This is a genomic window from Corallococcus sp. AB045, assembly GCF_003668895.1.
GTDB classification, from domain to species: domain Bacteria; phylum Myxococcota; class Myxococcia; order Myxococcales; family Myxococcaceae; genus Corallococcus; species Corallococcus coralloides.
The window spans coordinates 65,580-79,193 of record NZ_RAWN01000007.1 but is presented as its reverse complement, the minus strand read 5'-3'; the positions used below and the strand labels follow the sequence as shown (position 1 = coordinate 79,193).

The window sequence follows — 13,614 nt, the reverse complement described above, 5'->3', positions numbered from 1 at the left end:
TTAGCCTGCCACGTCACATTGACTGGAGGCTCCCATGTCCGCGCTCGACAAGCCTGTCATCATCGGTCGTTCAAGCTCGCATTTCACACGCATTGCCCGGCTCTTCGCTGCGGAGCTGGGCGTCGACCATTCCTTCCAGGTGGTGCGGGACCTCCTGTCCACGAACCCGGAGGACTATGGCGGCAACCCCGCGCTCCGGATCCCCGTCCTGAAGACAGCTCAAGGTGCCTGGTTCGGAGCGCTCAATGTCTCCCGGGAGCTGTGGCGGCGGTCGAACTCCAGGCCCCGGGTGGTGTGGCCGGAGGACCTAGACGTGCCCCTGCTGGCGAACATGCAGGAACTCACCCTGCAAGCCATGGCGACAGAGGTGACGCTGGTCATGGAGAAGATGGCCGGCGCCGGTGAAGGCACGACCCACGCACGCAAGCTCCGTGAGTCCTTGGGCAACATGATGGCGTGGTTGGAGGCGAACGCGAGCGCCGCGCTGGCCGCCCTTCCACCCGAGCGGGACCTGAGCTACCTGGAGGTCACGCTCTTCTGCCTCGTGACCCATCTGGAGTTCCGGGACGTCCTGCCCACGGCCTCCTATGAAACACTGAACCGCTTCTGTCAGCAGTTCGCACAGCGCCCATCCGCCAGCGCAACCCTGTTCCGCTTCGATGTCTGACCATCACCAAGAGCTCCACTGATGTCCGTCGCAATTCTCATCACCTTCAAAGCGAAGGACAGGGACTCACTCTACATTCCGGTTGCCACCCAGGGTGGCGTACCACGCTTTGTGGCTTCCCACGGCGGAGAAGCTCGGACTCAAGTGGGTTCCCCAATTCGAGAATGGCCCCATTGTCGAAGTGGGAAACCTGCCGGCAGTGATGGATGAACTCCGGAAGCTGCGGGATGCGCTGGCAGGCAACCCGAAGAATGATTCGCTTCTCGAACGCATCGATTGGATTCTGGAGAAGTTCAGCGAGCTGGACATCGCCGAGGTCTCCAGAATCGCCATTGGTTGATGACTGAGCCCGTCCTCGCTCTACGGCCGCCGCGGTGTTCTCTTCCTTCGCGCGCCCACCGCGCCTGACGCAGCGCCTCGCAGGAGGCGGCGGAAGGTGGGGCACTCCATGTGGCTTGGCGCGGGGCAGGACGCGGCGTGCCGCAGGCCGTCGCGCATCGCGCTCAGCTCGCGGATCGTCTTGTCCAGCTTCTCCGCCTGGGCCGCGAGCATCTTCCGGTCGATTCGCGGTCGCCCGTCCGGTGCGAACATGAGTGCTATCTCATCGAGCGAGAAGCCCGCGGCGCGCCCCATCGCTATCAGCGCCAATCGTTCCAGCACCTCGGGCCCGAACAGACGGCGCAGCCCCCGCCTTCCGATGGAGGCGATCAGCCCCCGCCCCTCATAGAAGCGCAATGTCGAGGCAGGAACGCCGGAGCGCCTCGCCACCTCCGTGATGTCCAGTTCAGTCATCCTCTTGACCTCAAGTCGACTTGAAGTGGCACCCTGCGGCTTATGGTTCTTGAAGGCAAGCAGGAGGAGCTCCCCATGGATGACACACGCCAGCCCGAGGACGAGCAGACGAAGCTGTGGAACGGCACCGCCGGACACGCGTGGGCTGAAAACCAGGAACTGCTCGACGCGATGTTCAAGCCGTTCGAAAACCTGCTCGTCGAAGCAGTCGTCGCAGGCTCCGCGAGCCAGGTGCTCGACATCGGTTGCGGCACGGGTAGCACGACGCTTGCCGTCGCTCGTCGGCTGGGCACGAAGGGCCGCTGCACCGGCATCGACATCTCCGAGCCAATGCTCGCCGCCGCCCGGGCCCGGGCCGCTCAGGAAGACACTCCGGCCCGCTTCCTCCGCGCCAACGCGCAACTGCACGCCTTCGAGCCCGCCAGCTTCGACATGATCATCTCGCGCTTCGGCGTCATGTTCTTCGATGACCCCGTCCGGGCCTTCGCGAACCTGCGGCGTGCCGCGAAGAACGACGCCGAGCTCCTGGCCATCGCGTGGCGGAGCCCCTCGGAGAATCCGTTCATGACGACGGCCGAGCGCGCCGCGGCGCCGCTCCTGTCGAACCTCCCTGTCCGCCAGCCGGACGCGCCAGGGCAGTTCGCCTTCGCGGATTCGAACCGGGTTCACCGCATCCTGGAGCAGAGCGGCTGGGCCGGAATCGATATCCGCCCCATCGATGTGACCTGCACCCTGCCCGAGAAGGAGCTGGTCAACTACCTGACCCGATTCGGGTTCCTCGGGAGGGCCCTCCAGGACGTGAACGAGAAGACTCGCACCCAGGTCATCGAAACGGTCCGCGCCGCGTTCGAGCCCTTCGTGCACGGGGCGGAGGTCCGCTACACCGCTGCCTGCTGGAAGGTGGGGGCCAGGGCGTCAGCGAGCCCCTGAGCTTTCAACACAGCCCGGGATGAACCTCCTGGCGGAATGCATTCGCCAGGAGGCTCCAATCCGAGGAGTCAGCTCAGATGGCGACGCAGTTCGTGCCGTTCGAATCACAGGCGTAGCACGTGCCATACCAGCACACGTTGTTACCGCCCGGGAAACCGCAGCGCATTCCGCACCAACCACAGTTGCTGAGGTCGGTGTAGGTGCTCGTACACACGCCGTCGCACACCGCTTCGCCATCCCCAGAACAGGTGAGCTCGCTGCCGACGCTGGTGACGTCGGAGGTGTTCGCTTCGTTCTCGGGCTGCGGATTCCCACCGCAGCCGGCCAGCAACGCGACGCAGCTCACCATGAGCACTGCTGCTCTCTTGAACATGACTGTTTCCTCTCAGGTCCGGATGCAGTTCTTTAGCGGTCCCGGCACGGGTAGCCGGGGCGGACCTGAAAGTTCTCTAGACCATTATTCCTGAAACTCACAGACAATCGCCAATTCAATACACACAGTGAAATCAGGGCATTTCACGGCCCGCTGGAGCCGCGGCGGCGGTCCAGCGGATCCTGCTTTGTCTCCACGCAGGTGGCCCCCTGGGCCTGGGCCCTGCGGACCCGCGCATCGCAGTGCTGCCACGCCCCCGCGGGTGTGGCCATGCTCCCGCCGAGGTGGACCGCGCATGAGGGGGTGTGTCCCCAGATGTCGCCCCGTATCCAGTAGAGGAACGTCTCCGTCATCTCTCCCGGCCGGGAGCATTCGATGTAGTGCGGCTTGCCGTCCGCCTTGAAGAACGCGCTCGTCGTCGCGTTGGGGACCTGCTTCTTCGGCGGAAGGACCGTTTCGAATCGCGCCTGGAAGCCCGCCACCCGGGTGCCATCGGCCGCGAGCCGGATGGGAGGTGTCACCGGCTGGCCCGCGAACTCGTCGAAGAGCCCATCCACCACCACGGACCCGTCTGGCATCGCCGCCACCATCCGGAGGAAGCCCGAGGCATCGGGATTGCGCTTCACTTCCGCCGCCGCCTTCCGGTAGCGCAGTCCCGGGCCGAGCCCCTTCTGGAACCGCGCATCCACCGAGCCGTCCGCCTTCAAGCGCACCAGGCCCGGAGCGCGCCAGGGGCCCTCCGGCGGATCCACGGCGGGGACGTAGTTCTGGGCGAGCACGAGGCTCCCGCTCGGTCCAAGCCCCATCTCCGACACGCGCATGAAGCGGCCCTGGGGGTATTCCCCCTCCTGCCGGAAGGTCTTGTAGGTGGGGTCGAGCCGGCCGTCGGACGTCAGGCGCATGACGTGCGCGCGCGTCTCTCCCTGGACAACGTCTCCCACCCCGACGACCGAACCGTCTGGACGGGGAGCGATGAGGCTCAATTCGATGCCGCCCTCCCCCTTCATCACCCAGGAGATGAGAGGCGTGTTGAAGCGCGTCTCAGGCTTCCACTGAGCGTTGAGGGCGAGGACGGGAACCTCGGACCGGCTCCCCTCGGGTTGGAACCGGCCGCTCAGGAAGAGGCCTCCGTCGGCCCGGGCGCGGACCTGCTTCAACACATACCAGCCCAGCCTGAGCTCGTTCAGGACCGAGTCGAAGCGCTCGGCGCGCTCGAGGGCACCAGCGGGGGTGAAGCGCAGCAGCCACAGCGGCACCTGCTTCAGGTAGGTCTCGTCTGGCGTTGACGCCGCGACGATGAGCCGCGACTTCGCATCCACCTCCGCGGTGATGATGAACGACGAGGCGCCCACCTTGTCGAGCAGCGCCGCGCGCACCTTGCTGTTGTAGGCGTCCGCCCTCGCCCCCGCCGCCGTGTGGCGGACGAGCTCATGGGCAATGCTCGCGGGCCCGCTCTCGCCTCGGGGAGCCTTCTCGTCGCGGGAGGAATACGTCGCGATGTAGCCCCCGGAAGGCACGGCGAGCAGTTGCACCAGCTCCTTCATGCGGTCCCGGTCGGACGCGGCTTCGAGCGCCACGGAGGCCGGCGACGTGTCGCGCTTGCCCAGGGCATCGATGACCACGACGCTGCCCACGGGCTCGCCGTTCAATCGATTGCAGGTGTGCCCCACCACGCCCCAGGCCCCTTTGGGCGCGGGGAGGACGGCCACGAGCTCGCAGTCCTCATTCGGCTCGTGGAACTGGTCATTGGGTGACCAGATTCCGTCCTCCTCCGCGAAGGCCCCACCGCCCAGTGCGAGCACGAGCAACACCGTGCCCGCGTTCCTCAAAGCCTGCATCGTGCGCTCCCGTTTGACTCAAGGTCGCACCATGGTGTCACGCCGCGTGCTCCCCTGGAACCCACGCGCGGGTGAGCGCTTCAAGCGGGCCAGTTGCCTTCCATGGGATCCGGGCCGTCCGTGAAGGCGCGCACCAGGTGGGTGCCACCGACGAAGGCGCCTGCCCATGAGCCGCCCTTGCCGCCGAAGGACTCCTCACGGTCGCCACGCGAGCGCAGCGCGTTGATGCCCACCTTGAAGGCATGGAGCCGCTCCGCGATGCGCCGGGCAAGCTCCGGGTCGTCCGTCGCCACCGAGGCCACGAGCGCGCCGTTGGAGACGTTGGCCTCCCGCAGCAGCTCCTCCTCGGAGTCCACCGACACCAGGACGTCGACGGGGCCGAAGGGTTCGCGCAGGTAGAGCTCACTGTCTCGCGGGACGCCGAAGAGCAGGACGGGCGGCAGGTATGCGCCCCGCTCCTGCCGCGCGGTGAAGGCGTCCTCCGCGACCATCCCCTGATGCAACACCTGCGTGCCCTGCTTCCGCGCCTCGGCGATGAGGGCGCGGAGCTCCTCGACCTTGCTGGGGGAGATGAGCGGCCCGAAGTCCACGTGCGCCCCCAGGACAGGATTGCCGACGCGCAACGAGGAGACCGTATCGACATACGTCCGGACGAACTTCGGGACGAGCGACTTTTCGACGACCCAGCGGGTGTAGGCGGTGCAGCGTTGCTTGCCGAAGTCGAAGCCCGCGCGAATCTGTTCGCCGAGCCCGTCCCAATCCGTGAAGTGCGTGATGGCGTAGGCGTTCACGCCCTCCATCTCCAACGCATAGCGCTTGTCCGTGTCACGCAGGCGGCGGTGGACCTCACCACCGTTGGCGCGGCCGCCAATGAAGGCGACGCCCGCGATGTGGGAATGGCCGACGAGCGCCTCGGAGAGGTCCCTCCCGCGTCCGCCGACGAGCGAGACGGGAAGGCCCGCGCGGCGCAGCAACGCGAAGGCGAGCGTGAGTGAGACGCCGCCGCCCTGGGTCGGAATCTTCGCGATGACCGAGTTGCCCGCGAGCGATTGCACGAGCACGTTGAGCAGCAGGACGGAGAAGGGATAGTTCCAGGAGGCGATGTTCGAGACCAGGCCGAGCGGCTTGCGGCCATCGATCATCCGGTCCATCTGCTCCAGGTACCACGCGATGCCCGCGAGACACCGGTCCACGTCGTTGGAGGCCGTGGGCAGCGTCTTGCCGATATCCCACGCGAGAATCCGGACCAGCAGGTCCCGGTGCGAATGGAGCAGCACCACCGCCTCCGCGACGGCGCGCGCGCGGTCATCGAGCGGACGGGCTGCCCAGGGCGCGAACTCCGCCGCTGCCTGCTCGACGCCCGCGGCGACCTGGGCCGCACCCAGCAGCGGCAGCTCCGCGAGGACGCTGCCGTCAATGGGCGAGACAGCGTTGAACCAGGCAGGCGGCTGGACCCACCCTCCAGCGACGGAAGAGAGCAGCCGGCCCTGGGAGTCGAAGGCTTCCGGCACGGCCCTCCGGGCCTCGGCCAACAGGAGACGACTTTCAAGATGACGAAGGGGCTCTCCAACACGTTCGGTATCCAGCATGGGTGCTCCTCCTCGCGCGTTGATGCGCGTTGAATCCATTGAAGCGCCGGCCCATGACGAGCTGCGGCATGAGCGCAATATCGTCATGCACGCCCCGTCTGTCTGGGGAGGCAGGCAAGGGCCCGGTCCCCGGTGCGTCCCGGACGTAAAGGTCACTGCCCCAGGATGAGGATGGCCCTCCCCGCGACGAGGGACCGCTGGCGAGCGGCGGCTGCTTCTCCAGCAGCAACCACGGCCGCTCTGGCGACGACCGCCATCACCGGCCCGTCATGGCAGACTGCGTCCATGACCCGCTCTTCTTCTTTCGCAGTCGTCGCGGCGCTGAGCCTGGTGTTTGTAGCCACGGCCTGCACGCCCCCAGACCACGCCCAGGATGAACTGGACCTGCGCCAGTTGGTGAAGGCGCAGACCGAGGCCTGGAACGCCCACGACGCCACGGCATGGACGCGGGACTTCACGGACGACGCCGACTTCATCAACATCGTCGGCACCGTGTTCCAGGGCCGCGCGGAAATTGAAACGCGCCACGCCGCCATCTTCGCGAGCATCTTCAAGACCAGCCACGCCGAGGTCACCGTGCGAAAGATCCTCTTCCCCAGCGAGGACATCGCCGTGGTGGACACGATGCACGAGGTCACCGGCCACACGGGCCTCCCTCCGGGGGTGCAAAACACCGAGGAGGGGCTGCTGCGCACGCAGATGCGGTATGTGCTGAAGCGCACCCAGAAGCAGTGGCGCATCGTCGCGGGCCAGAACACCGACGTGAAGCCCGCTCCCAAGCCCGCCCCCTAGACATGGATGAGGGTTTCATCCCCCACCCGAAGGCCTGGGCGGACAGGGATGCACTCCCGAAGCCGTACCGGTGGCGGCTGGCGGAAGTGGCTCGCGAGCGGGCCTCGAAATGAGCCAGTGAAGGCACGGCGCGTCACACATGCGCCCTGGACAATTGCAGCCACCGTTCAAGTGATTGCCACGCATGCGGCGGGCAGCCACGCTCGCTCCCCATGGGACACAAGCGGCTGATGAGGATTGGCGTTGTCGGCGGTGGAGCCATGGGGTGCGGCATCGCACTCGAGCTCGCCATCGCCGGCAGACAGGTGGTGCTCTTCAACAGGCAGGCGGAGAGCAGCAAGGCAGCGCGCGCGAAGCTGGAGCGCGACGCCGCCCTGCTGGTGGAGACGGGGATGCTCGGCGCCGAGCAACGCACCACCGCGCTCGCGCGCATCCATCGCACCACGGTGCTCGCCGAGGCCGCCGTGGTTCAGGACCTGGTCATCGAGTCCATCCCCGAGGACCTGGCGCTCAAACAGCAACTCTTCAAGGAGCTGGACCGGCTCGCGGCACCGGACACCCTGCTCGCCACCAACACCACCGCGCTGAGCGTGACCGCCATTGCCCGCGACTGCGTGCACCCCGAGCGCGTCCTCTCCGCGCACTACTACCTGCCCGCGCACCTGGTGCCGCTGGTGGACGTCATCCCCGGCGAGAAGACGTCACCCGCCGCGGTGGAGACGGTGCGGCGCTTCCTCGAGGAGTTGGGCAAGTCACCCGTGGTGTTCGCGCGGGACGTGCCGGGCTCGGTGGGCCCGCGCCTGCAGCAGGCGCTCATCGGCGAAGCGCTCCGGCTCGTGACGGAAGGCGTGGCCACGCCGGAGATGGTGGACCGCGTGCTCACCCAGGGCATCGGGCGGCGCCTGGGCGCCTCTGGCATCTTCGACCGGCTGGACCTCGTGGGGCTGGACTTCATCACCAGCATCCTGCGCGGCTCGGGGCGTCCGGTGCCGCCGGTGCTTGCCCAGAAGGTGGACCAGGGCGAGCTGGGCCTGAAGACGGGCCAGGGCTTCTATCCGTGGACGCCGGACAGCGCCGCCGCCTTCGAGGAGCGCATGGCCCGCCACCTCATCACGCAGCTGAGCGAGGACCGGGCCGCGGGCCGCATTCCCACGCCGGAGTCCGGGGAATGAGCGCCGACGTCGTGCTCGTGGATCCTGCGGCGCTGTCTGACTTCATGGCGGACGCCGTCCGGGAGTACACGGCGTGCACTCCGGAGCTGCCGCCCCGAAGCTGGGCCGTGCTGCTGGGGCGCTTCACGGACGACGCGATGCACGTGGAGCGCGTGGGCTTCGCCACCAACATCCGCGAGACGGACGACACCGTGATCCAGGAGTTCGAAGCGGCCATCATCCCCCGCTTCGGCGCCTGCTACGCCAACGGCCGGCGCGGCTACTGGTGTGAGCCGCGCGAGCTGCTGCGCATCACCGCCGAGGCCGAAGCCGAGGGGCTGGAGGTGCTCGGCTCCATCCACCTGCACCCGGACTGGCACCGCATCGGTCCGCCCCACGAGCGTGGCCTGCGCGTCAGCCATGAGCCCACGCCCATGGACCGGCACCTGTTCCAGGGCAGCGGCTGGCCCCTCAACATGATCCTCTACCTGGAGCGGCGCGAGGGCAGGCTCTATCACTCGCTCGGAGCGTGGACCCCACCCGCCGACACGGCGCCGGAAGCGGGCTGCCGTGCGCTCGCCATCCGGATGCGCACTCCGGAAAGGGGCGAGAAGTCAAAGAGCGTGACGCCTGGAATTGGCAATAGCGCTTGAACCTACCGCCAGACCGCGCTGAGAAAGGAGGAATGCCCCCTCTTCCAGGATGCTCGGCGCTGGTTGCCACGCGAAACCGCTGGGAGCTTCTTGTCGGTCGTTCATTGCCCTCCATCCACCAGCAGACCCACGCGGTTCGCGAGGTCGTCGTGGTGAATGACGGTGCGTCATTCAATGCCGAGCAGCAGGCGGCGCTGCGGGGATTACTCCATCCGCTGCCTCTCGTCGTGCTCGACAACCGGAGGCCCCCAGGGGCAGCGGGCGCGTGGAACACCGGCCTGGAGTACCTGCTCGCCCTCTCACGAGACGGATTCGTAGCCCTCCTCGACGATGACGACACCTGGGAGGCGTCGCACGTCGCCGAGAACCTCCGTGCCGCCGAGCGCGCGCGGGCAGACATCGTCGTGTCTGGACTCCGGCTGGTGATGGATGGCCTCGAGCGGGAGCGCGCGCTTCCGGAAGGACTTGTTCCCGGCGACTTCCTCGTCGGGAATCCGGGATGGCAGGGGTCGAATACGTTCGTGTCCCGGCGCCTGTGGGCGACGGTTCGCGGATTCCGGGATGGGCTTCGGAGCCTCAACGACAGGGACCTCGCCATCCGCCTGCTGAGGGCGCAGAGGAGCAGAATCGCATACACTGGCCACTGGACGGCGACCTGGCACCTGTCCACCCATGGGGATGCGCTGTCGTCACCGCGCTCACCGGCGAAAATCTCGGGTCTGCGCTGGTTCTGGCGGCTCTACGGTGGTGAGATGTCGGAAGCCCAGGCCGAAGCGTTCTTCGCGCGCGCCGAAGGGCTGTTCGGCGTGCGCCGCACCGAAATCGAAGCGCGCGGGGAAGATGTTCCCCCGCACCAGCAGCCGTGGGGGGATTTGCATGAGAGCGTCTGAGAGCAGCTTCGGCAGGCCGCCGAAGGCATCAGGCCGGTGGCTGTTCCCGCTACGGATGTGGTACCGGGCGCGGGCGTGGTGGCGCCATCAGCGCGTCTCCCGAAGCCTCACACACGTGCTTGGACCTCAGTACCGCCGCAGCCAGGAACTCATCGAGATAGACATCACCTATCTCTGCAACCTGAACTGCTTCAACTGCAACCGCTCCGTGAGGCAGGCTCCGGAGGCACTCCACCTGCCTCTTGAAGCCGTAACCTCTTTCGTCGATCAATCCCTTACACGGGGAAAGCGCTGGCGGCGCATCCGCGTGCTGGGCGGCGAGCCGACGCTCCACCCCGCCTTCTTCGCCATCATCGAGGAACTGCGCCGCTACCGCCGGTCGCATCCGGAGTGCCTCATCGAGGTCGTGACCAACGGTCATGGGGAGGCCGTCCGGTCGAAGCTTTCCCGGCTGCCAGCGGACATCTGGATCGAGAACTCCGCCAAAACGGGCGAGGTACAGCCGGCCTTCGGCCCCTTCAACCTTGCGCCGGTGGACGATGCCGCGTACCGGAACGCCGACTTCCGCAATGGCTGCGCCATCATGCGCGACTGCGGGATGGGACTGACGCCGCTCGGCTACTTCCCGTGCGCCGTGGCGGGCGGGGTGGCGCGCATCACCGGAGAGGGCGGCCGGCGGGAGTTTCCCAGCGATGACGATGACATGGCGGACCTCGTCGAGCGCAACTGCCGGCTGTGCGGGCGTTTCCGCGACGGACACTACGTGCCCACGAACCTCCGGCCGGCGCTGCTTGAGGAGCGCATGTCCCCCTCCTGGATTGCGCTCTATCGGGCCTGGTGGCGGAGGCACAAGCCGGGCCGGCCGCTCCCCATGGTACTCGCCGGCGAAGCAGCCGCGCCTGTGTCCGCGCCAACGGCCTCCCGTTTCGAGAAGCAGACATGACGCCGGAACTCGCAGGATTCGGACACGCGCGGACCGTGAGTGTTGCCGGGGCGCTTGTGGCGGCGGTCGCCAGCGAACCGCACGTGTGGAACTCCGAGGTGGTGGTCGCAGTCAACGTTCACGACCAGGCCGGTCCGCTCGCCCGCTGTCTCGAATCCATCGCGAGGCAGGAACGCCCCGCAGGCGGCCTGGGTGTCCTGGTGATTGATGACGGTTCGAGTGACGACTGGGCGGTGACGGTCGGACGCTTCCGACAACGGCTTCCGCTCATTGTCTGCCGCATGCAGTGTGGCTCTCCTTCTCGAGCGCGCAATGCGGCGCTCTCTTTCGTCGACGAGGCGATGCGAAACGCACGATGGGTCGCTCGGCTCGACGCGGATGACTGCTTCTCGACCGTGCACTCCCTGGCCGCGGCGTGCGAGTTGGGCGACCGGCGCCATGCACACTGGGTGCTCGGAGGGAACCGGCTCGTCCGGGACGGACGGCTTCTTGAGCGGGAGAACCCCGCGACGGATGCGCTTCTTCAACCGGTCGATGTGCTCTCCGTACTGAGGTCCATGGCCGAGGGCACCGCCGGGAACGAGCTGCCCTCATGCAACCTCCTGCTGCGTCCACGAGCGGGTTGGCGTTACCCGGAGGTCTGGAGTGCCGAGGACCACTGGCTCGTCGCGGACCTGCTGTTGAACCACGCTCCCTCGGGCGCGGTGCTCACGGACCCGCTGTACTGCGACTACAATCTGGGAGGAGACGTGACTGCGGCGAACCGGCGTTCAGAGCGATACCTTGCCTCACGGCAGGCGCTGTTCGCGCAGGCGCAAGCGTGGGCGGTACGGCAGGGCCACGTACGATGATTCTGGGGGCGGGCCAGGAGGGAGTCGTCCGGCGCGTAGGCGACTTCGTCGAGAAGCGATTTCATCCGGGCGCCATCGACACATCAAAGGTGGACTGGTTGAGCCGCGCACTCCGCGGCACCATGCCATTCATTCCCGAACCGGAGTGGACGTTCACAGAAGAGGCCTGGGTGCTGTTCTATCCCTGGTTCGAGACCTGTCCCGCCGAGGACCTGCCCCTGGACGAGCTCAGGGACTTCCTCCTCTTCTGTCTCGAAAAGAATCTCGTCTGCGCGAACATCAAGCGCGCGAACTTCCGTCGGCGTCCAGGGGGCGGACTGACGTTCGTCGACATCGGTTCGTGGATCGTCCCGATGAACGTCGACTACTTCCGTGACGCCGCGGCGCGGGCGTTTACCCTTGCCGCGCTCGGGTGGACGGATGAGGCGCTTCGACAGCGCAGCCGGGAGTTACGCGAGGACGGCGCGCTCACGAGCCTCCCTGGCTTCTCCGACTTCTACCGGGAGTTGCTCACCGAGCATGCGCATCGGCAGTGGCGGACCGCCGGATTGCCAGAGCAAAGCGAGCTCGCACCGGCCTCCGACGTTACGCTCCTCATCAAGGCGTGCGCGATGGATGTGGCGGTGCTCCTCACGCAGGTGCGGCACATCGTCGGGCAGCTCGAATCCCCGCGCCGTTTCGCGAGACGCGTCCTCCTCGTGGACCCGTTCCCCGGACCATTTCTGCGCGAATACGCGCCGGGGGACCTACCGGGCCTGCTCACCTCGGCACAGCGACTTCTGCCGGAGGGAACCCTCGACGAGGTCTGGGTTGCGCCCCAGGAGCCGGGACTCATCGCGGCAGTGAACGCGATGTGGTTCGGTCTCGCATGTGAAGCCACGCACTCCGCTCGCGGCGTCCCCATCACTCCGCAACTCTGGGGCTTCGACCAGGTACGGACCCGGTATGTGCTCCAGTGCGACCTCGACGTGCTCGTCGGCCGTGGCGACTTCGGGCACGACTATCTTGAAGAGATGCGGGCGGCCGCATCGCCGGAGGACGCCCTGGGAGTGGCGTTCAACATCCCGCAGCCCGCGGGGGTGGTGTCCCAGCCGTACGATGCGCCCTCCGGTGCGTTCGTCCCAGAGGTGCGCTGTGGCTTGCTCGACCTGGAGCGGGTTCGTGCATGCCGGCCGCTTCCAAACGAACTCGTCAATGGGCGGCTCGCGCGCTCCTGGTACCGCTCGCTCGAAGGGCACCAGCAGCGGCATGGATTGAGGACCCTGCGCGGCGGCGATGCACGGACCTTCTACGTCCACCCCCCGAACGCCTTGAAGACGGATGAGGTGTTCCTCGCCCGTGCACGTGACCTGGTCGGACAGGGACGCGTGCCAGACGTGCAGCGGGGCCAGTGGGACCTCATGGGGCACGCCAAGGACTGGGCGTATGAGCCACGCCGTGAGTCTATCGTGTTCCTCATCAAGGGGCGGAACGCGGGCCTGTCACGGGTGCGGCGCTGTCTCGGAAGCCTCGCCATGCAAGAGGACCCGCGCTTCGGAGTCGTCCTCATCGACGATGCCAGTGAAGGGTTGTCGCCGTGGCGGCTGGGCCCACTGCTTGAGCCATTCCGGGACCGGTGCACGCTGGTGCGGCACGCACGGCATGCGGGACGAATCCCCAACTTCCGGATGGGCATCCGTGAGCTCTGTGCCGACCCGGAAGCGCTCGTGGTGGTACTCGACATGGATGATGCGCTGCTGAGCCGCACTGCCGTCGGTCGGCTACGAGCCGAGTACGAGCGGGGCTGCGATGTCGTGTTGGCGTCCATGTTCCGGCCGGACAAGCCGACGAAGCTCTACCACCCCGACTTCGTCGAGCCTCGGAGGCACTGGGGCGGCGAGGTATGGATTCACCTGCGCGCCTTCAGGAAGCGGCTCTTCGACGCCATCCCGCCAGAAGACTTGCAGCTCGACGGACGGTGGATCGAGCAGTGCACCGACTACGCGACGATGCTCCCCATCGTCGAGGCGTGCCGACAGCCCGTGTACATCCCGGAGTATCTCTACTTCCACGAACGCTCGACGCCTCGCACACCCGAGGTGCGAGCCGTCAAGGACGACATCATCCGACGCATCCTCGCGAAACGGAGCTGAGCGGCATCCACTG

The 13,614-nt window shown here is 67.1% G+C and carries 15 protein-coding genes; 10 read left to right on the top strand and 5 right to left on the bottom strand.

Features of this window, described 5'->3' with window-relative positions:
- The first annotated feature begins 34 nt into the window (after positions 1–34).
- On the top strand, positions 35–667 hold the full coding sequence (locus D7Y21_RS03135) for a glutathione S-transferase N-terminal domain-containing protein (protein ID WP_121711149.1): 633 nt from the start codon (positions 35–37) through the stop codon (positions 665–667).
- A 94-nt stretch (positions 668–761) separates the two neighbouring features.
- The gene (locus tag D7Y21_RS03130) at positions 762–1,007 is read left to right on the top strand and encodes a hypothetical protein (protein WP_233611955.1); all 246 of its coding nucleotides are present in this window, start codon (positions 762–764) and stop codon (positions 1,005–1,007) included.
- Between the two features lie 20 nt (positions 1,008–1,027).
- Here the strand turns inward: D7Y21_RS03130 and D7Y21_RS03125 are convergent, their stop codons facing one another.
- Positions 1,028–1,459, bottom strand: coding sequence for a helix-turn-helix domain-containing protein (locus D7Y21_RS03125; protein ID WP_121711147.1), 432 nt, complete (start codon positions 1,457–1,459; stop codon positions 1,028–1,030).
- Positions 1,460–1,534: 75 nt separating this feature from the next.
- Here D7Y21_RS03125 and D7Y21_RS03120 point away from each other — a divergent pair, with 75 nt between their 5' ends.
- Positions 1,535–2,389, top strand: a complete 855-nt coding sequence (locus D7Y21_RS03120; protein ID WP_121711176.1) for a methyltransferase domain-containing protein — start codon at positions 1,535–1,537, stop codon at positions 2,387–2,389.
- Positions 2,390–2,462: 73 nt separating this feature from the next.
- Here the strand turns inward: D7Y21_RS03120 and D7Y21_RS03115 are convergent, their stop codons facing one another.
- The 4 genes from D7Y21_RS03115 to D7Y21_RS43295 all read right to left on the bottom strand — a co-directional run bounded on the left by D7Y21_RS03115 (position 2,463) and on the right by D7Y21_RS43295 (position 6,476).
- Positions 2,463–2,762: a hypothetical protein gene (locus D7Y21_RS03115; protein WP_147469173.1), complete on the bottom strand. Its 300-nt coding sequence runs from the start codon at positions 2,760–2,762 to the stop codon at positions 2,463–2,465.
- A gap of 143 nt (positions 2,763–2,905) precedes the next feature.
- Entirely contained in the window at positions 2,906–4,600 is a 1,695-nt protein-coding gene (locus D7Y21_RS03110) for a hypothetical protein (protein ID WP_147469172.1), read from the bottom strand.
- An 80-nt stretch (positions 4,601–4,680) separates the two neighbouring features.
- The gene (locus D7Y21_RS03105; RefSeq protein WP_233611953.1) at positions 4,681–6,111 is read right to left on the bottom strand and encodes an aldehyde dehydrogenase family protein; all 1,431 of its coding nucleotides are present in this window, start codon (positions 6,109–6,111) and stop codon (positions 4,681–4,683) included.
- 230 nt (positions 6,112–6,341) lie between these two features.
- Positions 6,342–6,476 carry a hypothetical protein gene (locus D7Y21_RS43295; protein WP_255427299.1) on the bottom strand — a complete coding sequence of 45 codons (135 nt, stop codon included), beginning with the start codon at positions 6,474–6,476 and terminating at the stop codon, positions 6,342–6,344.
- On the opposite strand from D7Y21_RS43295, the gene D7Y21_RS03100 reads away from it, so the two are divergent.
- The 7 genes from D7Y21_RS03100 to D7Y21_RS03070 all read left to right on the top strand — a co-directional run bounded on the left by D7Y21_RS03100 (position 6,475) and on the right by D7Y21_RS03070 (position 13,601).
- Entirely contained in the window at positions 6,475–6,981 is a 507-nt protein-coding gene (locus D7Y21_RS03100; protein ID WP_120561504.1) for an SgcJ/EcaC family oxidoreductase, read from the top strand. The two genes, D7Y21_RS43295 and D7Y21_RS03100, sit on opposite strands and share 2 nt — an antisense overlap.
- 230 nt (positions 6,982–7,211) lie before the next feature.
- Positions 7,212–8,153, top strand: a complete 942-nt coding sequence (locus D7Y21_RS03095; protein WP_233611951.1) for a 3-hydroxyacyl-CoA dehydrogenase family protein — start codon at positions 7,212–7,214, stop codon at positions 8,151–8,153.
- Entirely contained in the window at positions 8,150–8,785 is a 636-nt protein-coding gene (locus tag D7Y21_RS03090; protein ID WP_121711137.1) for a hypothetical protein, read from the top strand. The genes D7Y21_RS03095 and D7Y21_RS03090 overlap by 4 nt, the downstream gene beginning before the upstream one ends.
- A gap of 32 nt (positions 8,786–8,817) precedes the next feature.
- Entirely contained in the window at positions 8,818–9,675 is an 858-nt protein-coding gene (locus D7Y21_RS03085) for a glycosyltransferase family 2 protein (protein ID WP_120561501.1), read from the top strand.
- Between the two features lie 115 nt (positions 9,676–9,790).
- The gene (locus D7Y21_RS03080) at positions 9,791–10,618 is read left to right on the top strand and encodes a radical SAM protein (protein ID WP_199724160.1); all 828 of its coding nucleotides are present in this window, start codon (positions 9,791–9,793) and stop codon (positions 10,616–10,618) included.
- Entirely contained in the window at positions 10,615–11,469 is an 855-nt protein-coding gene (locus tag D7Y21_RS03075; RefSeq protein WP_120561500.1) for a glycosyltransferase family A protein, read from the top strand. The genes D7Y21_RS03080 and D7Y21_RS03075 overlap by 4 nt, the downstream gene beginning before the upstream one ends.
- Positions 11,466–13,601: a glycosyltransferase gene (locus D7Y21_RS03070; RefSeq protein ID WP_158627219.1), complete on the top strand. Its 2,136-nt coding sequence runs from the start codon at positions 11,466–11,468 to the stop codon at positions 13,599–13,601. The genes D7Y21_RS03075 and D7Y21_RS03070 overlap by 4 nt, the downstream gene beginning before the upstream one ends.
- The last annotated feature ends 13 nt before the right edge of the window (positions 13,602–13,614 follow it).

What these genes read in the sequence shown, in the direction of transcription:
- D7Y21_RS03135 (WP_121711149.1), top strand. Translation starts at nt 35, where the DNA reads ATGTCCGCGCTCGACAAGCCTGTCATCATCGGTCGTTCAAGCTCGCAT.
- D7Y21_RS03125 (WP_121711147.1), bottom strand. Translation starts at nt 1,459, where the DNA reads ATGACTGAACTGGACATCACGGAGGTGGCGAGGCGCTCCGGCGTTCCT.
- D7Y21_RS03120 (WP_121711176.1), top strand. Translation starts at nt 1,535, where the DNA reads ATGGATGACACACGCCAGCCCGAGGACGAGCAGACGAAGCTGTGGAAC.
- D7Y21_RS03115 (WP_147469173.1), bottom strand. Translation starts at nt 2,762, where the DNA reads ATGTTCAAGAGAGCAGCAGTGCTCATGGTGAGCTGCGTCGCGTTGCTG.
- D7Y21_RS03110 (WP_147469172.1), bottom strand. Translation starts at nt 4,600, where the DNA reads ATGCAGGCTTTGAGGAACGCGGGCACGGTGTTGCTCGTGCTCGCACTG.
- D7Y21_RS03100 (WP_120561504.1), top strand. Translation starts at nt 6,475, where the DNA reads ATGACCCGCTCTTCTTCTTTCGCAGTCGTCGCGGCGCTGAGCCTGGTG.
- D7Y21_RS43295 (WP_255427299.1), bottom strand. Translation starts at nt 6,476, where the DNA reads ATGGACGCAGTCTGCCATGACGGGCCGGTGATGGCGGTCGTCGCCAGA.
- D7Y21_RS03095 (WP_233611951.1), top strand. Translation starts at nt 7,212, where the DNA reads ATGAGGATTGGCGTTGTCGGCGGTGGAGCCATGGGGTGCGGCATCGCA.
- D7Y21_RS03090 (WP_121711137.1), top strand. Translation starts at nt 8,150, where the DNA reads ATGAGCGCCGACGTCGTGCTCGTGGATCCTGCGGCGCTGTCTGACTTC.
- D7Y21_RS03085 (WP_120561501.1), top strand. Translation starts at nt 8,818, where the DNA reads ATGCCCCCTCTTCCAGGATGCTCGGCGCTGGTTGCCACGCGAAACCGC.
- D7Y21_RS03075 (WP_120561500.1), top strand. Translation starts at nt 10,615, where the DNA reads ATGACGCCGGAACTCGCAGGATTCGGACACGCGCGGACCGTGAGTGTT.
- D7Y21_RS03070 (WP_158627219.1), top strand. Translation starts at nt 11,466, where the DNA reads ATGATTCTGGGGGCGGGCCAGGAGGGAGTCGTCCGGCGCGTAGGCGAC.